Below are 21,967 nucleotides of genomic sequence, written 5' to 3' on the forward strand. Positions count from 1 at the left end.
GTCCACGTTCCTGCGTTGCATCAACCTGCTGGAAAACCCGCATCAGGGCCAGATCCTGGTGGCCGGTGAAGAACTCAAGCTCAAGGCTGCCAAGAATGGCGAACTGGTTGCCGCCGACGGCAAACAGATCAACCGCCTGCGCTCCGAGATTGGTTTTGTATTTCAAAACTTTAATCTGTGGCCGCACATGAGCATCCTCGACAACATCATCGAGGCACCGCGCCGCGTGCTCGGCCAGAGCAAGGCTGAAGCGATCGAAGTCGCCGAAGCGCTGCTGGCCAAGGTCGGTATCGCCGACAAGCGCCACGCTTACCCGGCGCAATTGTCCGGTGGCCAGCAACAACGCGCGGCAATCGCCCGCACGCTGGCGATGCAACCGAAGGTGATCCTGTTCGACGAGCCCACCTCGGCGCTTGACCCGGAAATGGTTCAGGAAGTACTTAGTGTCATCCGCGCACTGGCCGAAGAAGGCCGCACCATGCTGCTCGTGACCCACGAAATGGGCTTCGCCCGTCAGGTCTCCAGCGAAGTGGTGTTCCTTCACCAAGGCCTTATAGAAGAGCAAGGATCGCCTCAGCAGGTGTTCGAAAACCCGCTTTCGGCGCGCTGCAAACAATTCATGTCCAGCAACCGCTAACGGAGCAACATGCATGCAGAATTTCAAGAAGGTCTTCCTGGCCGCCGCCGTCACCCTCGCGTTCAGCGCCGGTGCCATGGCTGAAACCCTGAAGATGGGCATCGAAGCGGCCTACCCGCCGTTCAACAACAAAGACGCCAGCGGCAACGTGGTCGGCTTCGACAAAGACATCGGCGACGCCCTCTGCGCGAAGATGAAGGTCGAGTGCACCGTGGTCACTTCCGACTGGGACGGCATCATTCCGGCCCTGAACGCGAAGAAGTTCGACTTCCTGATCTCCTCGCTGTCGATCACCGACGAGCGCAAAGGCGCGGTCGACTTCACCGACCCGTACTACTCGAACAAGCTGCAGTTCATCGCCCCGAAAAACGTCGACTTCAAAACCGACAAGGACTCGCTCAAGGGCAAGACCATCGGTACCCAGCGTGCGACCCTGGCCGGCACCTGGCTGGAAGACACCTACGCCGATGACATCAAGGTCAGCCTCTACGACACCCAGGAAAACGCCTACCTCGACCTGACCTCCGGTCGTGTCGACGCGATCCTCGCCGACAAGTACGCCAACTATGACTGGCTGAAAAGCGACGCCGGCAAGAACTACGAGTTCAAAGGCGACCCGGTTGTCGAAAGCGACAAGATCGGCATCGCTGTGCGTAAAGGCGACCCCCTGCGTGAGAAGTTGAACGCTGCCCTGAAGGAAATCGTCGCTGACGGTACCTACAAGAAGATCAACGACAAGTACTTCCCGTTCAGCATCTACTGATCCTGACCTGTGGGACTGGCGCCGTGATGCCTCGGCGCCGGCTCCCGACTTTGCCTGCCGCAATTTGAACAGAACTCCATGATTATCGACCTCTACGGATTCGGCCCGGCCCTCGCTGCCGGCGCGCTGATGACCGTCCAACTGGCCCTCACCGCCCTGTGCCTGGGACTGGTGCTCGGTCTGCTCGGCGCCTTGGCCAAGACTTCCCCGTACAAGCCGCTGCAATGGCTTGGCGGCACTTATTCCACGTTGGTGCGTGGCGTCCCGGAATTGCTCTGGGTGCTGTTGATCTACTTCGGTACGGTCAACCTGATGCGCGCCCTCGGTGAGTTCTTCGGCAACCCCGACCTGCAACTCAACGCCTTCGCCGCCGGCGTAATCGCACTGGGCCTGTGCTTCGGCGCCTACGCCACGGAAGTGTTTCGTGGTGCGATCCTCGCCATTCCCAAAGGCCACCGTGAGGCCGGCCAGGCCCTGGGCCTGTCGAAATGGCGGATCTTCACCCGGTTGATCATGCCGCAGATGTGGCGTATCGCCCTGCCAGGCTTGGGCAATCTGTTCATGATCCTGATGAAAGACACCGCGCTGGTCTCGGTGATCGGCCTGGAAGAAATCATGCGCCACGCACAGATCGGCGTGACCGTATCGAAACAACCGTTCACCTTCTATATGGTCGCCGCGATCATGTACCTGGGCCTGACCGTGCTGGCGATGACCGGCATGCACCTCCTGGAAAAACGCGCCGCACGCGGCTTTGCGAGGAGCGCTTAATGAACTGGGAAGTCATCATCAAGTGGCTGCCGAAACTGGCGCAGGGCGCGACCCTGACCCTGGAACTGGTCGCCATCGCCGTGATTGCCGGTCTACTGCTGGCGATTCCGCTGGGCATCGCCCGCTCCTCCAAGCTCTGGTACGTGCGTTCGCTGCCTTACGCCTACATCTTCTTTTTCCGTGGCACGCCACTTTTGGTTCAGCTGTTTCTGGTTTATTACGGTTTGGCGCAGTTCGACGCGGTGCGTGCAAGTGCGTTGTGGCCGTACCTGCGCGATCCGTTCTGGTGTGCGACCGTGACCATGACCCTGCACACAGCGGCGTACATCGCCGAGATTCTGCGCGGAGCGATTCAGGCGATTCCTCCGGGCGAAATCGAAGCGGCGCGGGCCTTGGGCATGTCCAAACCGAAAGCGATGTTCTACATCATCCTCCCGCGTGCCGCGCGCATCGGTCTGCCGGCCTACAGCAACGAAGTGATCCTGATGCTCAAGGCCAGTGCGCTGGCCAGCACCGTGACTTTGCTGGAACTGACCGGCATGGCCCGTACGATCATCGCCCGCACCTATCTGCCGGTGGAGATCTTTTTCGCGGCGGGCGTGTTCTATCTGCTGATGGCTTACGTGCTGGTCCGCGGCTTCAAGCTGTTGGAGCGCTGGCTGCGCGTCGATGCCTGCCAAGGACGTTGATACTTCCTACGTGCTGACGGGCGAGGACTTACTCGCCCGCTTCACGGCGTTGGATGCTTTCTTGATTGAGCATCAGGCACTGTGGAAACCTCGACCGTTCACACATCTTTCGCTTGCCTGGGAAGCGTCCTACCCGGAGCTGGCCTTGTGGCTACGCGGGCGGTCGCTGGAAGACGCGGAAAACGCTCACAACCAACCTGCTGACCTTGCTGATGCGCCGGAGCCGTTTGCTTCGTTGGCGGCGTTGTCGGCTGAGTTGAGCGCAGTGGGTGAGTTGCCGGGGCAGACGCTGGAAGCTGCGGGGCATCGGTTGAATGTAGATGTACCGGGGCGCAAGTGGCAGCAGATCGAGGCGTTTGCCCGTCGCTTGTCCTTTGCCTCGCAGCCGACGCATTGGCTGGATTGGTGTTCGGGCAAGGGGCATTTGGGGCGGCGCTTGTTGGGATCGGGGCAGCAACTGACTTGCGTTGAATACGATCCTCTGTTGGTCGCCAGCGGACAGGCGTTGAGTCAGCGTCATCACTTGCATGCTTTGCATGTGGAGCAGGACGTACTGGCGACGAACGCCTCTGCGGTATTGAGCGCGAACCACACGCCCGTCGCCCTCCACGCGTGTGGCGATCTGCATGTGCGGTTAATGCAACTGGCCAGCGCCACAGGTTGCCAGCAAATGGCGGTCGCGCCTTGCTGCTACAACCGTATTGGCAGAAGCGAATATCAGGCTTTGTCCTGCGTCGGATTAGAATCGCTCCTACAGCTCTCGCTGGAAGATCTGGCGTTACCGATGAGCGAAACCGTCACCGCCGGTGCTCGCGTCCGACGCCAACGCGACGCCTCGATGGCCCGTCGCCTCGCCTTCGACCTGCTGCAACGACAAGTGCGCGGCGTCGATGAGTACTTGCCCACACCTTCGTTGCCCAGCGCCTGGCTGGATAAACCGTTCGCCGATTACTGCCGCGATCTGGCCGATCTCAAAGAGTTATCCACAGTCGGCACACCGGATTGGACGGCACTGGAAGCGGCGGGATGGCAACGATTGGCCGAAGTGCGCAACCTGGAACTGCTGCGCGGATTATTCCGACGACCAGTGGAGCTTTGGCTGAACCTTGATCGGGCACTTTTCCTCGCCGAACAGGGATACGTCGTACGTCTCGGCACTTTTTGCGAATCAGCCCTGACGCCACGCAATTTCCTATTGTTGGCCGAACGCGAATAAACCACCGCCAGCCTGTGGATAACTCTGTTGATGGTTTTTACTCGGATCCAATATCCACGCCTGTTTCGGCGTTGAAACAGCACTGGTCATTTTTTGTTCACATAAAGAAAAAACCAATAAAACAGGGATTTGCGAACAAAATGAGAACGCGTCCACAAAAAGCGGCCTAAGCGCGTAGTCGGGCCACTCAGTTGTGCATAAGCCGCCAATCAAAACGACATAACCGCCGAAAATCAGCAGCGCCCAGCGAATAATTGCAGCGGCTTGCCACCCTTGCTATACAGGGTCACAGCGTGCCGGCAGCGCACATTCAAACAAGAAAAATCTGACCGACAGGAAGCGACCGTGACGTTCATTTCTTACGCACAGAATTTTGAAGACGTCCGCCTGTGGCGCGCACTCAAACAGTTCGAGCACGGCTTCTACATCGATGTCGGCGCCAACGACCCGAGCCACGACTCGGTTACCAGAGCCTTCTACGATCACGGCTGGCACGGCGTAAACGTCGAACCGATGCAAAATTACTACGACGCACTGTGCCAAGCGCGACCACGCGACGCGACCGTACAGTGCGTCGCCAGCGACCAGCCCGGCGAAATGACCTTCTACGGCATTCCCGGCACCGGCCTCTCCACCGCCGACCCCGCCGTCGCCCAACAACGCAAAGACCTCGGCATGGATGTGCGCAGCCTCACCGTCCAAGCCCGCACGCTGACCTCGATCTGCGAACAATACGCCGCCGACCGCCCGATCCACTTCCTCAAAATCGACGTCGAAGGCCACGAAGAAACCGTCCTGCGCGGCATGGACTTCAGCCGCTTCCGTCCATGGATCATCGTCATCGAAACCCCATGGCAACGCGACCATACCTGGGAACACCTGGTCACCGACGCCGGCTACCAGTCAATCCTGTTCGACGGCCTCAACACCTGGTTCCTCGCCGACGAACACCACAACCTCAAACCCGCGTTCGACATCCCGCCGTGCAACCTCGACAACTTCCAGCTCTGCAAGGGCCACGCCCTCGCCCACCCACTGAGCCCCAGCGAACTCGACACCGCGCAACAACTCGCCGACGCCCTGAACCGCGCCGAACAGGCCGAAGCGCAATTGTTTGCCCTGCAAAACAGCCGCACTGTGAAGGCCGTGCAAACGCTGCGAAATGTGCTGCGCAGGGCCTGATTTGCAGACATGCAAAAATAGTCTGAATTCAGGGGTTTACAGAAATTATCCAGTCGCTATAATCGTCGCCCACACGCCGGTATAGCTCAGTTGGTAGAGCAACTGACTTGTAATCAGTAGGTCCCGGGTTCGACTCCTGGTGCCGGCACCATACAAAACGAAGCCCCTGCAGAAATGCAGGGGCTTTGTTGTTTCTGGGGTGTTTATATTTTTGGCAGCGTTTCTGCTTCAGTAGAAATAGCTCCTCTCCTCCGCACACGTCGATCTAATCGCCAGACGCCCTTCTCCCACAAAACATGGCTTTTGCCTAAAACGCCCGAATTTCCGCTTTTATGCCAAATTATGAACTGGCAATAATTATGGTGTGCCCATAAAAAAGCGTAATTGCATGAGCAGTGTTTCTCAGCTCACTGAACCGGCGGAGTCAATGGCAACCTGGTTTCCCAGTCCAAGAGTGCTTGATGCCTCGACGCTTTGTTCCTCCGCCGCAGAGAGCGGCATTTGCGTTACGCGCGCGGCCTCACCGGCGTTCATCTGACGTACAGACTCCAGTAAGTCCTGCTGGAATTGCTCCAGTTCATCGACCATCGCTGATCTCCTCGTTTTGTTGCTTAGAAAAGGCCAAGGACATGCCGTCACTGACAAAACGCATGGCGCGAAATCCTGAGAAATTTGTTGTAACGACAAGCAAGCAAAGCCACTACTGGCCACGATTGCACGCCTGACACTCCCCAAGCTACCGTCAAACCCGTCGCTGCCAATTCAGCGACCGGGCCTGATAACCCGGGTAAGATACAGGCGCACCAGCGCCCCAACTCACGTTTGCCGGCGCATTTTTTGCGTCTGCATTACTGTGCAATGGCGGCTGTGCGTGGGAGACCTTCGGGTCTGCCGGGTTCCTGTATCTCCGGTTTATCAGCCCGCGCATAGCTGCCACCCATTCGTCTGATAACGAATTGGCAGCTCTCATTTGATACAGGGAGTTAACAAATGAAAGCCATTGATCCGTCAGCAACATCGGTCACTTCACACCGCCCATCTCGAACGGCAGGTGAAGCGAAATGACCCATTCTCAAGATCTGAAAACCCTTGGCCTCACCCACTTTTCCTTCCACTCCAATCAAGCGATGTTCCGCACCAACCGTGGTGTGCCGGTAATCGCCGCCCTTTCCCACGCCTCACACTTGCTTCACATCTCTCGACTACTCACTGCGGACACTTCAGTCTCGCGCGATCCTGATCTTCACGCTTATGCCTCGCAGTATTTGCAGGAATTGAGCAAAGCGCTGATCGATGATGTAGTGAAAGTGATGGATGTGCCGCCGGACAAGCCGTTGATGTAAACGCCGGTGTCAGGCCCTCGCCGATGCGAGGGCTTTTGCGTTTCAGACCTGACTGATCTCAAGCACAAACGAAATCTTCTGCTGACGTGCACTCCACACATAGCGCAAATGCTTGCCCTGCTTTGGAATCGAAACCGCTGGAGGTCGAAACGCGGCGATGCATTCATGGCCCGGCAGGCGAACGCTGTTGTAGAGCAGCCCCCACGCCTCGGTTTCGCGCAGTTGCCGGGCGAATAGCTGAGACGGCCCGTAAGCCTCAGGATTCGGATTATGCAGTTCGGGGTGATCGTGGCGAATGTCGTGTAACGGTTTAATCACCCGATTAACGTAAGTCCGCATGGTCAATTCAAGGTCCGCTTCTTGGGTCGCCGCAAGAAATCGTTCCTGGTGATAACAGGTCTCGGCGATGGCAGCAGCCTGACTGCTCGCAGCGTAGTAAACGCCGAAGGTGCCGTCGCAGAAACGACTGCGTTTGCCGATGTGGGTGAACGCAGCCATCACCGGAGTCGAGCCGGGGCCAGAGAGTCGATCTTCGGGTCGCACTCGGGCGAGAATCCCGGCCTGTTCGATCAGCCGATCGTTGGTCAGCGCTTCCAGCGCGTAGGCAACTTCCAGGTCTTCGGGATCGAGCACGTCTTCGAACAGCGCAATCGGCGGGAAGCTGCTGTTGACGATCCGATAGGCTCGCGGCCAGGCCACAACAACCAAATCGAGCGCCTTCAACCGCGCACCCCATCGAGGTAGCGGCGTACATCGGCGATATCGACTACGCGTCCGGCGAGCATGTAATCCAGCGCCGTTCGCCCATTGAACGGCGGCGCCGTGTTTGGGCTGCTGACCCACGTGTAGGCGCGGTCGCGGCTGTTGCTGAAGATGATGCTCAGCGCCTTGTGAATACCCATCAGGTAGGAGATGCGCTCAAGGGTGTCATTGGGCAGACGTATGTTCGGCAGGTGCTTGTATTTGTAGAACGTGGTGTTGCCGACGCCGCCCAGCAATGTGCGTTGCTGCTCGGCGCTGCAGCCCCAACGTTCCATGAGGTTGAAGAAAAACTTCAGCGCGACGCGGCCGGCTTCGGGGGCGTCTAGTTGTTCGCGTGGGGTGAGGGCTGGGGATGAGGTAGTCATTAAGCCTCTCCAGATTTGTCTTGCTTTGATACTAGTACATATACGAATAAATCGATAAAAAAACTCCGTAAGCGTATTACTGGTTACCACATTACCCATTGATTGGGATTCGGATATGACCGGATTTGAGCATTTCGTCGACCGAATCGAACCGCTGCCGAATAGTTCGTGCTTCCAACATGGCTTGGGCAGTCTTGTCCGTAGGAATTCGTGCAATGGACGGCTGCTCTTGGATTTCAATAACGTCGTGAAGCCTGTTGCCAACTTGGCACTCCATATCGGCCGCTTCTTGTGATGCAATCACTTCGCTTACCTCACTCAGAACTGTAGCCACAGAGACTCGATGTCTCGACGCTGCCACTTCATCTGCTTTAACAAGTCGCCGCTATCAGCTCGGTCGCAAGTTCGCCTAGGACGCATCCACGTATTTCGCAGGCCAAAACCACTAACGTTGTCAGCCATTTCCCCGTGAAAAATCACCCCCACGCACCAAAACCACGCACTTTTTTTGACCCCCATCACCCCCACGTCACCAAAAACCCCGATCCTGTGTCAGCCTCCAGCCATCGGCGGGGACATCGATTCGCTACTAAACCCGCGACAACTATGCTCAGGTACAGGAATATACCCAGCATATGGCCGCCGGATCGGCAGTCTCGTAACCAACAATACCCAGCCCACTTTAGAGGGCATTACCCATGGATAGCAGAACCTTACGCAACCTCATGCGCATCGTGCAGACCGGCTCGTTGTCGGCCGCAGCCGAGCATTCGTGCCTGACTGTGCAGGCGTTGGCCGCGCAGTTGAACAAGGTCGAAGAGCAGTTCGGTTTCCGCTTGTTTCGTCGTTCCAACAAAGGGCTGACGCTGACGCCGCAAGGCTCTGAGCTGACGCCGTATATGGACAAAGTGCTGATTGCCACGCGACAGATGGAAGAAAAGGTCGAGGCGCTGAAAGTGCCGGGGCAGCGCACGTTGAAGGTTGCGTTGAACAACACGTTGTCGACTGACTTCAACCGGCGAATGATCGGACGCCTGATTGAGGTGTTTCCCGATTATCAGATGGAATTCAGCTACGCCGAGTCGATGGAAAATCTCAGCAAGCTGAAGAACGAAGACTTTGACCTCGCGGTGCTGATCGGTCCGCAGCGTCCGGGTTTGCCGAGCATTGTCTTGCCGGATGTGCAGGTGCAGGTGGTCGGTGCGCATTGCGGTCAGGAGAATGATCCGCTGACGTTGCTGGGCAACAAGTTTCAGGTGCGTCCTGCGGAAGATTGTCCGTATTCCCACAGCTTTTTGCGTTTTCTCGACGCCGGGCTGGGCAATCACGAGAACGGTCAGCGCATGGTCTATTCGTGCAGTGAAACGCTGACGTTGTCGTTGATCACGCAGATGGACGCGGTCGGCATGGTCTCGCGTGAGGCCGCGCAGAAGAACGGCCTGACGATTTTCCCTGGTTTCGAGGATTTCCTCGAAGTGCGCCTGGCGGTGAACAATCCGGAGCTGTCGAACCAGGCGTTGAATGATGTCGTCGATCTGCCGCTACATGAACGAGCCGAGCGCAATGTACGCAGCCGTCCCAACCGCCACACTGAGAAAGAGGTTTTTGCTGAAATACGCACATAACAACGTCGGAATCGCAGCATAGAATTCCGGGCGATCGAGCTGTATGTGCTGATCCTTGATCAACAAGGGAGTCAGGCTGATCGCAGCGACGATCGCCACCGGCAAGTATTCCAGCGCCCGCGCGATAAACGGCGGCCAGTGCTCGGTATTGACTTGCAGGGGCAAGGCGCGCGGCAGGAAGGTCACGGCCATCATCAGCGCGACCACCAGAATCAGGAACGTTTGGTCAGGCATACACCCACTCCGCAGCCCACAAACGTGGCAATAAACACATTGAACGGCGAGCTGCCGACCAGGCTCAACGCGCCCATGCACAGCACGGCAGCGGCGGCAGCGATGAGCTTGTTGCGGGTGTTGCACAGCGACACCAGCACGTAGAGCATCATTGCGGTGAGGGCGTAATCAAGCTGATATTTGATCAGGTGCGCGGCATATTGCGCGCAGACCGCGCCGAGCAAACCACCGAGCACCCATGAGGTGTGGCAGAACAGGTTGAAGCCGATCAGATAGCGCACGTTGACCGGCGCGCCGGTGCCGAGTTTCACACTGTGGAAAGCGAAGGATTCATCGGTCAGGCCACCGGCGTAAGCCCAACGCTCCATACGGCTCAAACCGAGGGCGCGCAGGGCCTTGGCCATGTACACCGACATCAGCATGTGTCGCGCGTTGATCAAGAATGTGGTCAGCACGATGGTGGTCAGCGACGCTCCACTGGAGATCAGCGCCAGCGCGGCGAATTGCGAAGCGCCGGCGTAGACGAACAAACACATCGCCACCGGCAGCCACATCGGCAAGCCTGCGTTGACGGCCATCAGCCCGAACACGAATGACACCGTGAAGTAGCCAGCGACGACCGGGCTGGCTTCGGCAAACGTGCGCGACGGCTGATGGTTGACCATCAACGGCGCACTGCCGGACGTTTCATTCATAGATCCCTCTCAAATGTCCGTTCGCCATGGGGCTCGCAAAAACCCTGGGCAGTCCAAAAACGCTTGCCCGCGAGGTTAGCATCATCGACGAACAGGAACATCCGCAACACGCCGACCCGTTTCATGTCGGACGATGCCGCTTCAACCAGACGTTGTCCGACGCCCTGGCTGCGATAGCGCGGGCTGACGGCCAGATGATTGATCGTGCCGCGACTGCCGAGCATGCCGCCCAGTACCGCACCGACGATTTCGCCAGCGATGTCGAAGGCGAGATACGACGTGGTGGTTTTCTGGATCAGCACGCCGCGCAGGCACTTGGCGTCCTGCCATTCGCAGAAGGACACTTCGTCGAACTGGCGGAAGAAGCGCTCCATGCGCTGCGCGTCCTTGGCCGTGGCGCGTCGCAGCACCACCGGCGTCGAGCACTCGACGCCATCGATTGGGGTGATCTGATTAGCGAACAATGTCGAAAGCGGTCCCGGGCCGCGAGAAGGAAATCGCCAGAATCTGCCGGTACGCCATGGCATGGGTGTTCGTATTACGCGCCGGGGTCACGTAGTGGCGCATATCGCGATCAAGGAAGTAGGTGGTGTCGAGTATTTCCTGATAAGTGGTCGACGCCAGTTGATGCTCATGGATGTCGTACAGACGACTCTCCGCACCCTCGACATTGTTGCGGCCCCAGAAGTGCACACCGCTGAACGGGTAACCGTCACAGTGAATCCCTTCCGGGGTGATTTCCAGTTGCTTGCCCGGTTTGATCTCGATGCGGATCTGATGGATCTGGCACTGCCAGATTTCATCGTGCAGCTCTTCCGGCAGCACGCTTTTGTACACTTCGAAATCGGTGTCGATCAGGCTGCGCATCACCGGTGAAGTGATCACTTCATCGGAGAAGTCCTGGAAGTGTCGTACCAGGCCGCCAACGTAGGCGTTGTTCTCTTTCGATTGCACGTACGCGCGATGCTCAAGTTGCGTCAGCTCGCGGGTTTTCGGGTTGTACTCAAAGTCGCTGTAACGACGGTAACGCATGCCGGCTTCGGCCTGACCGTAGTAACTGTCAGGCTCCATGTTTTCCCAACTTTTGGTCAGTCTGACGAAGTCGGCGAAATGACCGTAGAGATTGAAGTCACCACCCTGGACGTTGACAAATTTGTCGCGCCGTAGCGATTCGCCCACTTCTCTGTTCAAAACGATCATTACCAAATTCTCCGCTGCATTGAGCGGCCTAATCTATTAGGTGGAGAATTTGCGTCCATGAGAAAGAATTTCAGGCATTTAAAGCCCTGTTTGAAACGGCGTTTGCAGCCCCCCTAAAACAACTTTCACATGACAAAAACACGGGTTTTTTCCGGTTTTCATCGAAAACCCGTCGAAAAAAAACCCCGAACCAGTCGGGGTTTTTCTCAAGTTTCTTACACTCGATCGATCATCAGAAGATGTTGATCGGGTAATCCACGAACACACGCAGTTCGTTACCGCTGACGTTGTACTCGCTGGATTTCTGCGAAACACGCAGGATCGAGCTGCGCAGTTTCACGCTCAGGTCTTTGGCCGGGCCAGACTGCACGACGTATTTGAACTGGTTGAAGATCTCGCGCTCGGTACCGCCTTCGCTGGTGGAGGTGGTGATATTGTCGCCACGCACGTAAGCGAAGTTGTAGCTCAGGCCCGGTACGCCGAATGCGCCGAAGTCCAGGCCGTAGCCCAGCTGCCAGCTGCGTTCGTCTTCAGCGTTGAAGTCGGACCAGTAGGAGTTGGCCAGGTAGATGGTGTTGCCACCGTCGCCGACACGACCTTGTTCTTTCTGGTAACCGCCGTAGGCATAGCCCAGGTTGCTGTCACCGGTAGAGCGCTGGTGCGCCACGGTGAACGAGTGCGGGCCGGTGGCGAAAGTCGCTGCCAGGCTCCAGATCTTGTTGTCATCACCGGTAGCACCGCTTTCGCGGACATAGGAGTTGTCCAGCTTGGTGCGGTAGCCGTTGAAGTCCAGGGTCAGGGACTGATCCTTGTCGATCGGGAACACGTAGTTGGCGTTCACGTATTGCTTCTTCAACACGTCTTCAACGTCGGAAGCGTACAGCGCGCCTTTGAAGTGTTCGGTGAACTGGTAGCTACCGCCCAACACGTTGATCGACTTCAGACCACCGCTGTCACGGCCTTCAGCGCTCTTGCGCGACTCGGCGGTGAAACGACCGGCGTTCAGCTCCAGGCCTTTGATCTCTTTAGAAGTGATCAAGGTACCGGTGTAGCTTTCCGGCAGCAGTCGCGAATTGTCGTAGTTCAGCACCGGCAGCGCCGGCATCTGGTCACCGTAAGTCAGGGTGGTGCTGGACAGACGGAATTTGACCGCCGCGCCGCCCTTGGACAGGTCGTTGGCCGGCTTGCCGCTGTCACCACGCTTGAAGAAGTCGATACCGCCAGCACCGCTGCGATCTTCGCTACGCTCCAGGTTCAGTGCGTACAGACCGAAGGCGTCAACACCGACACCGATGGTGCCTTGAGTGAAACCGGACGAGAACGTACCGATGGCCGCTTGGCCCCATTCGGATTTGTCGGCGTTGCCGTCTTTGTAGTCACGATTGATGTAGGCGTTGCGCAGCAGCACTTTGAGGCTGCTGTCTTCAACAAAACCCTTGGATTCGGCCTGGTCGTTAGCCATGGCCTGAGTGGCGCTCAACATCCCCAATGCGATCAGACTGATCCGCTTGTTCAACATTTTGTTTTCCTTATTACGGGTTGAAACGCGCTGTGTCGAACGGCTGAAACGGCGCTTTTGCACTCTTCTTTTCACCCCGAAACAAAAAGGCCCGCCCACGATAACGTGATGGCGGGCCTGCTCCTTAATTTTGAGTCATGGCGGTTGGCCACAGGCGTTGGCCCGAATCGTAGCCGCGCCCTCAACTATGTGTCAATTTCAAGAATCGTCTTTAAATAGGTAAAAAACGTCTAAGAAACGTAAATTTTTCGCTGAGTCCTTGCACGGAAATGCGCACTTCCAGTGAATTCGGTGGTGTTAAACGCATCCGTCCAAACGACACAGCACAGGCTTTTCGTGTGTCTCATCGACCTTGATCGACTGTTTCAACCAATCAGCGAAGACTTGCGGCTTGCCCAGCCATGGACTGATATCGAGTAACTTGAATTGACCGTTGTCCTCCAAGGCGAAGGTTGGAAAACCCTGACCGCCCAGTTGCGCCAGCAACTGGCGAGTGGCTTTTATGTGCGCCTGGCTATCAACAGCTTCAAACACGATGTGGAAGTTTTCCTGTGCATAACCCAGCTGCATGGCCAGTTCCAACAGTACAGTTGAATCGGCAATTCGCCGCCCTTCTACATAGTGCGCAGTCTGCAACCGCCCCAGCATCTGTAGCCCGCCTGCGTTAATTGACTCGGCCGCCATCACGGCGGCAATTGGCGGCGTCGAATCGAAAACCGCTGAGTGATCGCGCAGCAAGCCGTCGAAGTACGCCTCGCCGAAAGGCTGTCCGGTGTATTCGGCAATGCGCCGGTCGTGAGGCATGACGTAATCGCGCAATTGCGGCGAAACACTCTGACGATTGGCGCCGCTCATCATCCCGCCGCCGTGGGCGACTACCGGCAGCACCTGTTGCGCGGCGTGCACCAGCGGTTTTGCGCCATAGCACCAGCCGCACAACGGATCGTAAATGTAGTGAAGGATCATTGGAAAACTCCGGCAGGAACCTGGGAAAAAGCGATGCCGACAGACTAGTGCTCGCGGCGTTGCGGAAAAACGCTGATATGGCTTTCAGTCTGTTTCCTGAATCGGTCGAATGGTCCGAGCGGCCTGATTGTGTCCACTCAGACATAAGTTGAAACAATCCGACACAAGAACTTTTAGCGAATCATTAACGGAAGTAAATGCAAAGCATTACCATTCGCGCGCTCGAATTCCTTCACCCTTTCGGATGCGCTTTTCAATGCCTGCCCCGTTCCGTCTTACGCCCGTCACTCTTGGGCTTTCTGCTTTTCTATCCAGCGGTTTTGCCTACTCCGCGACCGAACTTCCCGCCACTGCGATCAGCGCCGAAGCGCAAGCCGATGATCCACGCGTAAACGTCAGCAACACCGCGACCCGCACCTCGACCCCGGTGCGTTACGTGCCGCAAGCCATAGACTCGATCAAAACCTCGAACGTCGCCAGCTATGGCACCAACGATATCGGCGACGCTTTGAGCGGTATGCCCAACGTCAGCAGCAGCGCCGACACTCGCTTCGACAGCCTGCGCATCCGTGGCTTCGATGCGAGCAACGATTTCTATCTGGACGGTATCCGCGACGACAGCCAATACAAGCGCGACTTGCACAACATCGAACGCGTCGAAGTCCTCAAAGGCCCCGCAGCTGTCCTTTATGGCCGTGGCAGCCAGGGCGGGATCGTCAACCGCGTCAGCAAGATGCCGGAATTCGGCCGCCGCTCGACCATCGAGGCCCAAGGTGGCAGCGAAGATTTGCGCAGCCTTTACGCTGACCTAAGCACCGACCCGAGCGACAACCTCAGCCTGCGCCTGAACATGGGCAACATGGATGAAAACAGTTTCCGCGACGGCGTCAGTGGCAATCGCCAACTGTTCGCACCGTCGATGAGCTGGCAATTGACGCCGGATCTGAACTGGCTGGTGCAGTACGAATACAGCCGTTACAACCGCACCCCGGATCGCGGCATTCCCGGCGTCAACGGGCGTCCGGCGGATGTCGGTCGCGACACCACTTATGGCAACGACCACGACTTTATCGACGACAAGTCGCAGTCGCTGCGCTCGAAACTCACTTACGAAATCAACGACAACTGGCAACTGCGCCAGACCCTCGGTGTGTTCAAGCTCGACAGTGATTTCGATAACACTTACCTGACCGGTTTCGACAGCAAAACCAACAAGGTCGCACGTCAGCACTGGCAGCAGGATCTGACCACCCGCAACATTTACAACAACCTCGAACTGGAAGGCAGTTTCGATACGTTTGGTCTTGAGCATCGCCTGCTCACTGGCGTTGAAACCGGCAGCCAGCGTCGCGATCCGACCTTGTATAACGCCGCTACCGGCAGAACCCCTGGCGCACGTCCCGTGCCGTCGCTCGACCTCTACAGCCCCGACCGCAACCTGCGCCATACCGGCAGCATGCAAGTCTCCAGCAACAGCCACACGGAAGTCGAAAGCCGCGCGGTGTATGTGCAGGATCAACTGCGCCTGAACGATCAATGGCAATTGCTCGGCGGTCTGCGCTACGACACCTTCGATATCGAATCGACCAACAAGCTGCGCAACATCTCCGAAGACCGTGACAGCCATAGCACCAGCCCGCGTGTCGGGCTGGTCTGGACGCCACTGCAGAATCACTCGTTCTACGCCTCGTGGTCGAAAACCTTCTCACCCGTCGGCGGCGGTCTGATCGGCATCACTCCGGGTGCGGCCGGCAACAGCAACGACCTGAGCCCCGAGTTGACCAAGCAGAAAGAAATCGGCGTGAAGAGCGACTGGCTGGATGATCGCTTGAGCACCACGCTGGCGATCTATGACCTGGAACTCTACAACCGCCGCACCACCGATCCTAATGACCCGACCCTGACCGTATTGTCGGGCCTGCAACGCTCTCGCGGGATCGAGCTGACCGCGACCGGCAACATCGTCGGCAACTGGTACATGCGCGGTGGCATCGGCGTACAGGATGCAACCATTGAGAAGGACAACAACGGCCTGGAAGGCAAACGCATCAACAACGTCGCCAAACGCAACGGCAGCCTGTTCCTGACCTGGAAACCGGAAATGGGCTGGTACGGCGAAACCGGTCTGACCCTGGTCGGTCAGCGTTATGCCGACAATGCCAACACCACCGTGTTGCCAGGTTATGGCCGCTGGGATGCGCTGGTGGGATACCGCATGAAGGATTGGGATTTGCGTGCAGCGTTGAACAACATCACCGATCGCGAGTACTTCGCGTCGGCGACCAGCCAATATCAGATCCAGCCAGGCGCGCCGCGCAGCGTTGTGATGACCGGCACCTACAGTTTCTGACTTCACACAAATCCCTGTGGGAGCGAGCCTGCTCGCGAAATCGTCAGGTCAGTCGACATCGTCGTAACCTGATCCACCGCATTCGCGAGCAGGCTCGCTCCCACATTGAATGGGTGTTCACAAAACAGTCGTGCATAAAAAAGCGCCGCCATCCCGGCAGCGCTTTCATCAATCCCTGTTGTTGTTCTTATCCTTCCATCACAGCCCATAACGCTTCCAGTTCGGCCTCGCTGAACAGGTCAGCGGGGTAACGCTCGATCATCATCCGGCGCGGATCAGGTTCCCTGATCTGACGCGTTCCATTGGACTTCAACCAGTGCGCGACAATCTGGAGCGATTCGCCGTTAACGGCCATGGGATGCAACGTCCGCTCGCTGACTACGTTCACTTCGGCGTTCATTTCAGCGCTCTCTCCCCGTTCGTGAGCGGCTACGTTATCCAAGGTTTATGACAGAACTGTTGAAGTTCTCCTCCCTCCCTAGTGCACAGGTGATGAATACAAGAGCTATGCCAATATTTCTTAGTTGTCGACAAGCGGATACAAAGAAGCCCGCCGTCCTGTCGGACTGCGGGCCTCAGCTGATGCATAGCGAGCTAATCATTGCCTGGCTGATTTGTTAATCAACTCAAGCTGTTACAACTCAACTCACTCTTTGTGCGGCGCGGGTTGCTGCTGGGTAAGGCAGTGGATATTGCCGCCACCCAGTAACAGTTCGCGGCCCGGCACCATCACCACTTCGTGCTGTGGGAACAGTTGCTGCAGAATTTCCTTGGCCGGGGCGTCCATCGGATCGTCGAAGCTTGGCGCGATGATGCCGCCGTTGACGATCAGAAAGTTCACGTAGGAGCCGGCCAGACGCACGGACGGATTACGCTCCTGCGTGCCGTCGACCGGATCGACGCCGGCGCACTCTTCTTCGGTCGCGTACAGCGGCCCCGGAATCGGCATCTTGTGCACCGTGAACGGGCGCCCCTTGGCATCGGTGCTGCTTTGCAGCACGCTCATCGCGGCCTGGCAGCGTGGGTAGTTCGGATCCTGCGGGTCGTCGGTCCACGCCAGCAGCACTTCGCCCGGGCGTACGTAGCAGCAGAAGTTATCCACATGACCGTCGGTTTCGTCGTTGAATAAACCATCGGGCAGCCAGATGATTTTATCCACAGCCAGATTGGCGCTCAGTACCGCTTCGATTTCTTCGCGGCCCAGATGCGGGTTGCGATTGCGGTTGAGCAGGCATTCCTCGGTGGTGATCAGCGTGCCTTCGCCATCGACATGAATCGAACCGCCCTCAAGCACAAAACCTTCAGTGCGGTAACGCGGGCTGCGCTCGATCTCGAGGATCTTGCCGCCAACCTGCGAATCACGGTTCCACGGCGAATACAGACCGCCGTCAAAACCGCCCCAGGCATTGAAGTCCCAGTTCACACCGCGCACTTCACCGTTATTGTTGATGACGAAAGTCGGGCCGCTGTCGCGTACCCAGGCGTCATCACTGGACATCTCGACCACGCGAATATTCGGCACGTCGAGGCGCGCGCGGGCGTTTTCGTATTGGCCGGCGGACACGGCCACGGTCACCGGTTCAAAACGCGCGATGGCTTTGGCCACGGCAGCGTGTGCGGCTTGCGCCGGTTTGCCGCCCAGACGCCAGTTGTCCGGGCGTTCAGGCCAGATCATCCAGGTTTGAGTCTGCGGCGCCCACTCGGCCGGCATGTAGAAACCGTCATCGCGTGGGGTACTTTTCAAAGTGGTCATGGGATCTGGACTCCTGGGAACCGTCGAAGGCTTTCAAAGCGATGGCGACTTTATAACCGATAAATATCGTATTTAAAATCGTAAAAAATGTATTCCGTCTAAAAACACTTAATTTAAGCCGATACAAATCGAACTATGCGCACAAATCCAAATGTGGGAGCGAGCCTGCTCGCGAAGCGGTTTTTCATTCAACAGCAGTGCTGACTGAACCGACGCTTTCGCGAGCAGGCTCGCTCCTACATGGGAGATGCGGATGACTAGAGACCCTCTTCCAGCACCCCATCAAGCATATCGACAAAGAAATCCACACTGCGCCGCGACGTCACCATCGGTGGCTTGATCTTGAGAATGTTCAGGTCGTCGCCGGTCGGCTGCATGAAAATCCCCAGTTCGCGCAAGCGATCACACAGCAGTGCGGTCTCTTCGGTTGCTGGCTCAAGGGTCTCGCGGTTGCGGATCAATTCCAGTCCCAGATAGAAACCGCACCCATGCACCGCGCCTACCAGCGGATGTTTATCGATCAACGCTTCGAGCCGCGCCTTGAAATGGCCGCCGACCACTTGCGCGTTCTCCCAGAGTTTTTCTTCCTCCATGACGTCGAGCACCGCCATGCCGATCTGGCAGCTCACCGGACTGCCGCCCGCCGAGGAGAAGAAGTAACCTTCAGCCTCCAGCGCTTCGGCGATTTCCCGACGCGTGATCACCGCGCCAAGCGGTTGGCCGTTGCCCATGCCTTTGGCCATGGTGATGATGTCCGGCACCACGCCCTGGTCCTCGAATCCCCAGAAAAACCTGCCCATGCGCCCGTAGCCAACCTGCACTTCATCGGCAATGCACACGCCGCCCTGTGCACGCACCAGCGCGTAGACCTGTTTCAGATAATTCGGTGGCAGGGAAATACCACCGGCATTGCCGTACACCGGTTCACAGATGAAACCCGCCAGTTGGCGTCGCTGTTCGGCGATTTTTTGCAATTGATGTTCAACACTGCGCACGTAGCCAGGTGCGGAATCGTGGCCACGGAATTGCCCGCGATAAATATTCGGCGCGGTCACTGGATGCACCCAGTCCGGGCGGCTTTCCAGCGCCTTCGGGTTATCGGCAATCGAGGTCGAGACGGCATCGGCGCCGATCGTCCAGCCGTGATAGGCCTCAAGCACGCTGACCATGTCGCGACCACCGCTATAAGCCCAGGCCAAGCGGATCGCCAAGTCATTGGCCTCGCTGCCACTGTTGACAAGGAACACCCGATCCATGCCCTCCGGCGCCAGCTTCAGCAAGCGCTCGGAGAACTCGGCGACGGCGGCATAGTTGAACCGCGAGTTGGTGTTGAGCAACGACCATTGGCGGGCGGCGACGGCGGCCATGCGCGGGTGACCGTGACCGAGCACCGCGACGTTGTTGAGCATGTCGAGGTAGGAACGGCCCTGCATGTCGATCAGGTGATTGCGCCAGCCACGTTCGATGCGCGGCGGATCGACGTAATAATGTTTTTGCGTGCGGGCGAAGCTGGCGTCGCGACGTTCCAGCAGGGCCTTCGCATCCAGTTCCGGTTCAGCATCACAGGCCAGCCCCAGCAGAGCTGCCGGAGAAGGACACAAGGCCTGCCACGCAGGCGCCCGGGACGGCGTGCAGAACAGCGGCGCATGCAGTTGCGCGCCTCGGCTCAATTGCACGATCAGTGGTCCACTGACTGCGCCCAGCACCTGACCTTTGACCAGCGCTGCGCCACTGTGCAGCGAAGGCGTCACGCCGCGCAGACAAACGCTCAGCTCTGGCCCATCCAGTTGCAACGCGCCGTCCGCCGCCAGATGCAGCACACCGGCAAACGGCGCCTCCACGGCGGTGCCGCCAGGCACGCGCAATTCGACATGCAGTGGAAAAGTCTCCGGCTCATCGGCGCAGTCGGGCCGGGTACGTGACAACCGATACTGACCATAGCGACTGGCCGCCAAACCATGTGCCGCTGCGGCTTCCGTCAACAGACGCTGATCAATGCCCTCCTGCTCCCAGTTGCCAGCCTCGAAATGCGGACTCAATACGCCGAGATCGATCAGCGCGAACTCACGTCCGACCAGACTCGGTAACAGCGGCGCAAAACCTTCGCCATTGATCGCAGGCAAGGTCTGACCGACAGCAGTGAGAATTGCCGCTTCCATCAGCGCCATGGGCACCGACGCAGCGACGCGGAATATTTCCCACTCATGGCTGAGGTTGTCGCGGCTGTACGTATTGTTCGGGTCAATGCCGACCTGTTGCTCGCCACTGAGCACCAATACCGCGGCCCGTGCGACGATCAATGGCCATAGAGCCTGCAATTCTTCGTGTTGCAGAGGGTTGACCGCGTGATAAGCCTGCACCGCCGGCAGGATGACAAATGGATCGCCACCGGCATGATGCAGCAACGCCGCGCAGGTGACCGACAGATCGCTGATACGCCAAGTGCGCACCAGATCGCCGAAATCGATCACACCCTGCAGTTGCCAATGGCGTTGGGTATCACGTGCCCAAACGGCGTTGTCGTCGGTAATGTCCATGTGGATCGCCTGTACCGGCAGCTTGTCCAGCAATGGCTGCAAACGACGCTCGGCCTTTTCGGCGCTATCGGCGATCAACGAGCGTTGCCGTTCGTCCTTGATCACCGGCAACAAATGGCTGATCAACGCACTGGCATGACGAGCATCCCACTGCAACGTGCGCTCAAGACCCGGATGATCGAAACCGGCCAGTGCCAGATCCATCTCGCCGCAGAGACGACCAAACCCGGCCACCACGTCCTGGCCCAGATGATCGAGATCGGTCAGCGGCTGGCCTTCGATGTAATCGAGCAGGCGTACGTGGACTGTTTCACCGCCCGCTTCCAGCGACAGCAGGTCCTGACCATTGTTGGCCGCAATCACCCCAGGCACGGGCACATCGGAGTGCTCAGCCAGATATCGGAGCCCGGCGTGTTGCGCTTGCAGTTCCACCAGGGCGTAATCGCCGCGGCAGATCTTCAGCACAAAGCGCCCGCGGGCAGTGTCGACGCGGTAATTGAGGTCCTGCTGGCTGCCAAGCGCCTGCAACGTGCCGCTGAGCCCGTAATGTTCTGCCAGCCATTGCAGCGCCTGCCCCGGGGAGACCTGCGGGCTGGGCAAACTGGCGCGATGAATCAACGTGGCGAGCGGCATGAAACGACCCCTGAAATTTTATTAGGCGCCTATATCGCCATTGCTTCAAAGGATGCGCAACCCCTAACCGTCGTCGCACGGGTTGCCGCTATTTACATTCGAACACTCGCGCCCTCCGGCACTTTGCGCAAGAATGTCGGCTATTCACACTTATCTCTGGAAATCCTCATGAATGTAATCACCACCGATCTGCCCGGTGTTCTGATCATTGAACCCAAGGTTTTTGGTGACGAGCGCGGTTTCTTCTACGAAAGTTTCAATGCCAAGGCGTTCCAGGACGCGACCGGCCTGGATACGCAGTTCGTGCAGGACAACCATTCGCGCTCGCAAAAAGGCGTATTGCGTGGCCTGCATTACCAACTCGAAAACACTCAGGGCAAACTGGTCCGCGTGACTGCCGGCGAAGTGCTCGATGTGGCCGTGGACATTCGTCGCAGCTCGCCGCATTTCGGCAAATGGGTGGCGGTGCGCCTGTCGGCGCAAAACCACCGTCAACTGTGGGTACCGGAAGGTTTCGCCCACGGTTTCGTGGTACTGAGCGAATTCGCTGAATTCCTCTACAAGACCACTGATTACTACACGCCGTCGGCCGAGCGCGCCATTCGCTGGGACGATCCGGATCTGGGAATCGACTGGCAACTGGACGACGCACCGAAGCTATCCGCCAAAGATCAGGCTGCTGCGCTGTTCAAGGACGCTGACGTCTTCGCCTGAGCCTAGGCATAAT

Annotated in this window: 21 protein-coding genes, 1 tRNA gene and 1 pseudogene; 11 read left to right on the forward strand and 12 right to left on the reverse strand. The window is 57.9% G+C overall.

Translation table 11 applies throughout. The features are described from left to right. The 7 genes from ACIPIZ_RS07535 to ACIPIZ_RS07565 form a co-directional block, all read left to right on the forward strand. A partial coding sequence (locus ACIPIZ_RS07535) for an ATP-binding cassette domain-containing protein (protein WP_401164820.1) occupies nucleotides 1–637 on the forward strand: 637 nt, incomplete at its 5' end. 13 nt (nucleotides 638–650) lie between these two features. Further along, nucleotides 651–1,400 (forward strand): ABC transporter substrate-binding protein, encoded by a 750-nt coding sequence (locus ACIPIZ_RS07540; RefSeq protein ID WP_008080539.1) that lies wholly within the window; start codon nucleotides 651–653, stop codon nucleotides 1,398–1,400. Nucleotides 1,401–1,478: 78 nt separating this feature from the next. After that, nucleotides 1,479–2,171 carry an ABC transporter permease gene (locus ACIPIZ_RS07545; protein ID WP_401164822.1) on the forward strand — a complete coding sequence of 231 codons (693 nt, stop codon included), beginning with the start codon at nucleotides 1,479–1,481 and terminating at the stop codon, nucleotides 2,169–2,171. Continuing rightward, nucleotides 2,171–2,860: an ABC transporter permease gene (locus ACIPIZ_RS07550; RefSeq protein WP_159815479.1), complete on the forward strand. Its 690-nt coding sequence runs from the start codon at nucleotides 2,171–2,173 to the stop codon at nucleotides 2,858–2,860. The genes ACIPIZ_RS07545 and ACIPIZ_RS07550 overlap by 1 nt, the downstream gene beginning before the upstream one ends. Further along, nucleotides 2,841–4,076 (forward strand): methyltransferase, encoded by a 1,236-nt coding sequence (locus ACIPIZ_RS07555; protein WP_401164824.1) that lies wholly within the window; start codon nucleotides 2,841–2,843, stop codon nucleotides 4,074–4,076. Before ACIPIZ_RS07550 ends, ACIPIZ_RS07555 begins: the two co-directional genes overlap by 20 nt. A 345-nt stretch (nucleotides 4,077–4,421) precedes the next feature. Continuing rightward, a complete protein-coding gene (locus tag ACIPIZ_RS07560) occupies nucleotides 4,422–5,258 on the forward strand; it encodes an FkbM family methyltransferase (RefSeq protein ID WP_401164826.1) in 837 nt (278 codons plus the stop codon). A 75-nt stretch (nucleotides 5,259–5,333) separates the two neighbouring features. Beyond that, nucleotides 5,334–5,409, forward strand: a tRNA-Thr gene (locus ACIPIZ_RS07565). A 326-nt stretch (nucleotides 5,410–5,735) separates the two neighbouring features. Here ACIPIZ_RS07565 and ACIPIZ_RS07570 read toward each other — a convergent pair. Continuing rightward, nucleotides 5,736–5,846, reverse strand: a pseudogene (locus ACIPIZ_RS07570) (transcriptional regulator); the annotation flags it as partial. Nucleotides 5,847–6,319: 473 nt separating this feature from the next. Here ACIPIZ_RS07570 and ACIPIZ_RS07575 point away from each other — a divergent pair. Then, complete coding sequence (locus ACIPIZ_RS07575) at nucleotides 6,320–6,601, forward strand: DUF3077 domain-containing protein (protein WP_401164827.1); 282 nt, start codon at nucleotides 6,320–6,322, stop codon at nucleotides 6,599–6,601. 42 nt (nucleotides 6,602–6,643) lie between these two features. Here the strand turns inward: ACIPIZ_RS07575 and ACIPIZ_RS07580 are convergent, their stop codons facing one another. Both ACIPIZ_RS07580 and ACIPIZ_RS07585 read right to left on the reverse strand, forming a co-directional pair. After that, on the reverse strand, nucleotides 6,644–7,309 hold the full coding sequence (locus tag ACIPIZ_RS07580; RefSeq protein WP_401164829.1) for an RES family NAD+ phosphorylase: 666 nt from the start codon (nucleotides 7,307–7,309) through the stop codon (nucleotides 6,644–6,646). An 11-nt stretch (nucleotides 7,310–7,320) separates the two neighbouring features. Further along, entirely contained in the window at nucleotides 7,321–7,728 is a 408-nt protein-coding gene (locus ACIPIZ_RS07585; protein ID WP_401164831.1) for an antitoxin Xre-like helix-turn-helix domain-containing protein, read from the reverse strand. 698 nt (nucleotides 7,729–8,426) lie between these two features. On the opposite strand from ACIPIZ_RS07585, the gene ACIPIZ_RS07590 reads away from it, so the two are divergent. Further along, complete coding sequence (locus tag ACIPIZ_RS07590; RefSeq protein ID WP_064388950.1) at nucleotides 8,427–9,353, forward strand: LysR family transcriptional regulator; 927 nt, start codon at nucleotides 8,427–8,429, stop codon at nucleotides 9,351–9,353. Here ACIPIZ_RS07590 and ACIPIZ_RS07595 read toward each other — a convergent pair. The 6 genes from ACIPIZ_RS07595 to ACIPIZ_RS07620 form a co-directional block, all read right to left on the reverse strand. After that, the gene (locus ACIPIZ_RS07595; protein ID WP_007909127.1) at nucleotides 9,270–9,587 is read right to left on the reverse strand and encodes an AzlD domain-containing protein; all 318 of its coding nucleotides are present in this window, start codon (nucleotides 9,585–9,587) and stop codon (nucleotides 9,270–9,272) included. The two genes, ACIPIZ_RS07590 and ACIPIZ_RS07595, sit on opposite strands and share 84 nt — an antisense overlap. Then, complete coding sequence (locus tag ACIPIZ_RS07600) at nucleotides 9,566–10,282, reverse strand: AzlC family ABC transporter permease (RefSeq protein ID WP_038359884.1); 717 nt, start codon at nucleotides 10,280–10,282, stop codon at nucleotides 9,566–9,568. Before ACIPIZ_RS07600 ends, ACIPIZ_RS07595 begins: the two co-directional genes overlap by 22 nt. Then, a complete protein-coding gene (locus ACIPIZ_RS07605) occupies nucleotides 10,279–10,656 on the reverse strand; it encodes a GNAT family N-acetyltransferase (RefSeq protein ID WP_064388952.1) in 378 nt (125 codons plus the stop codon). The genes ACIPIZ_RS07600 and ACIPIZ_RS07605 overlap by 4 nt, the downstream gene beginning before the upstream one ends. Before the next feature lie 79 nt (nucleotides 10,657–10,735). Next, nucleotides 10,736–11,482: a 2OG-Fe dioxygenase family protein gene (locus tag ACIPIZ_RS07610; protein ID WP_064388953.1), complete on the reverse strand. Its 747-nt coding sequence runs from the start codon at nucleotides 11,480–11,482 to the stop codon at nucleotides 10,736–10,738. Between the two features lie 232 nt (nucleotides 11,483–11,714). Further along, nucleotides 11,715–13,001 (reverse strand): OprD family porin, encoded by a 1,287-nt coding sequence (locus tag ACIPIZ_RS07615; RefSeq protein ID WP_064388954.1) that lies wholly within the window; start codon nucleotides 12,999–13,001, stop codon nucleotides 11,715–11,717. Nucleotides 13,002–13,298: 297 nt separating this feature from the next. Next, a complete protein-coding gene (locus tag ACIPIZ_RS07620; RefSeq protein WP_122661148.1) occupies nucleotides 13,299–13,967 on the reverse strand; it encodes a DsbA family protein in 669 nt (222 codons plus the stop codon). Nucleotides 13,968–14,223: 256 nt separating this feature from the next. On the opposite strand from ACIPIZ_RS07620, the gene ACIPIZ_RS07625 reads away from it, so the two are divergent. After that, nucleotides 14,224–16,317 carry a TonB-dependent siderophore receptor gene (locus tag ACIPIZ_RS07625; protein WP_105706140.1) on the forward strand — a complete coding sequence of 698 codons (2,094 nt, stop codon included), beginning with the start codon at nucleotides 14,224–14,226 and terminating at the stop codon, nucleotides 16,315–16,317. A 187-nt stretch (nucleotides 16,318–16,504) separates the two neighbouring features. Here the strand turns inward: ACIPIZ_RS07625 and ACIPIZ_RS07630 are convergent, their stop codons facing one another. The 3 genes from ACIPIZ_RS07630 to ACIPIZ_RS07640 all read right to left on the reverse strand — a co-directional run bounded on the left by ACIPIZ_RS07630 (nucleotide 16,505) and on the right by ACIPIZ_RS07640 (nucleotide 21,240). Next, entirely contained in the window at nucleotides 16,505–16,717 is a 213-nt protein-coding gene (locus ACIPIZ_RS07630; protein ID WP_064388957.1) for a hypothetical protein, read from the reverse strand. A gap of 246 nt (nucleotides 16,718–16,963) precedes the next feature. After that, nucleotides 16,964–18,070: an agmatine deiminase gene (gene aguA, locus ACIPIZ_RS07635; protein ID WP_064388958.1), complete on the reverse strand. Its 1,107-nt coding sequence runs from the start codon at nucleotides 18,068–18,070 to the stop codon at nucleotides 16,964–16,966. Between the two features lie 257 nt (nucleotides 18,071–18,327). After that, a complete protein-coding gene (locus ACIPIZ_RS07640) occupies nucleotides 18,328–21,240 on the reverse strand; it encodes an aminotransferase (RefSeq protein WP_401164835.1) in 2,913 nt (970 codons plus the stop codon). 168 nt (nucleotides 21,241–21,408) lie between these two features. Between ACIPIZ_RS07640 and rfbC the strand changes: the two genes are divergently transcribed. After that, complete coding sequence (gene rfbC, locus ACIPIZ_RS07645) at nucleotides 21,409–21,954, forward strand: dTDP-4-dehydrorhamnose 3,5-epimerase (protein ID WP_064388960.1); 546 nt, start codon at nucleotides 21,409–21,411, stop codon at nucleotides 21,952–21,954. Nucleotides 21,955–21,967: the final 13 nt, after the last annotated feature.

The sequence above is a fragment of the Pseudomonas sp. NPDC087690 genome (assembly GCF_044743175.1).
GTDB lineage: Bacteria > Pseudomonadota > Gammaproteobacteria > Pseudomonadales > Pseudomonadaceae > Aquipseudomonas.

Coding starts and splice junctions, on each gene's coding strand:
- ACIPIZ_RS07545 (WP_401164822.1), top strand. CDS start 1,479: ATGATTATCGACCTCTACGGATTCGGCCCGGCCCTCGCTGCCGGCGCG.
- ACIPIZ_RS07630 (WP_064388957.1), bottom strand. CDS start 16,717: ATGAACGCCGAAGTGAACGTAGTCAGCGAGCGGACGTTGCATCCCATG.
- rfbC (WP_064388960.1), top strand. CDS start 21,409: ATGAATGTAATCACCACCGATCTGCCCGGTGTTCTGATCATTGAACCC.
- ACIPIZ_RS07550 (WP_159815479.1), top strand. CDS start 2,171: ATGAACTGGGAAGTCATCATCAAGTGGCTGCCGAAACTGGCGCAGGGC.
- aguA (WP_064388958.1), bottom strand. CDS start 18,070: ATGACCACTTTGAAAAGTACCCCACGCGATGACGGTTTCTACATGCCG.
- ACIPIZ_RS07605 (WP_064388952.1), bottom strand. CDS start 10,656: ATGGAGCGCTTCTTCCGCCAGTTCGACGAAGTGTCCTTCTGCGAATGG.
- ACIPIZ_RS07625 (WP_105706140.1), top strand. CDS start 14,224: ATGCCTGCCCCGTTCCGTCTTACGCCCGTCACTCTTGGGCTTTCTGCT.
- ACIPIZ_RS07640 (WP_401164835.1), bottom strand. CDS start 21,240: ATGCCGCTCGCCACGTTGATTCATCGCGCCAGTTTGCCCAGCCCGCAG.
- ACIPIZ_RS07555 (WP_401164824.1), top strand. CDS start 2,841: ATGCCTGCCAAGGACGTTGATACTTCCTACGTGCTGACGGGCGAGGAC.
- ACIPIZ_RS07590 (WP_064388950.1), top strand. CDS start 8,427: ATGGATAGCAGAACCTTACGCAACCTCATGCGCATCGTGCAGACCGGC.
- ACIPIZ_RS07620 (WP_122661148.1), bottom strand. CDS start 13,967: ATGATCCTTCACTACATTTACGATCCGTTGTGCGGCTGGTGCTATGGC.
- ACIPIZ_RS07575 (WP_401164827.1), top strand. CDS start 6,320: ATGACCCATTCTCAAGATCTGAAAACCCTTGGCCTCACCCACTTTTCC.
- ACIPIZ_RS07610 (WP_064388953.1), bottom strand. CDS start 11,482: ATGATCGTTTTGAACAGAGAAGTGGGCGAATCGCTACGGCGCGACAAA.
- ACIPIZ_RS07540 (WP_008080539.1), top strand. CDS start 651: ATGCAGAATTTCAAGAAGGTCTTCCTGGCCGCCGCCGTCACCCTCGCG.
- ACIPIZ_RS07600 (WP_038359884.1), bottom strand. CDS start 10,282: ATGAATGAAACGTCCGGCAGTGCGCCGTTGATGGTCAACCATCAGCCG.
- ACIPIZ_RS07595 (WP_007909127.1), bottom strand. CDS start 9,587: ATGCCTGACCAAACGTTCCTGATTCTGGTGGTCGCGCTGATGATGGCC.
- ACIPIZ_RS07615 (WP_064388954.1), bottom strand. CDS start 13,001: ATGTTGAACAAGCGGATCAGTCTGATCGCATTGGGGATGTTGAGCGCC.
- ACIPIZ_RS07585 (WP_401164831.1), bottom strand. CDS start 7,728: ATGACTACCTCATCCCCAGCCCTCACCCCACGCGAACAACTAGACGCC.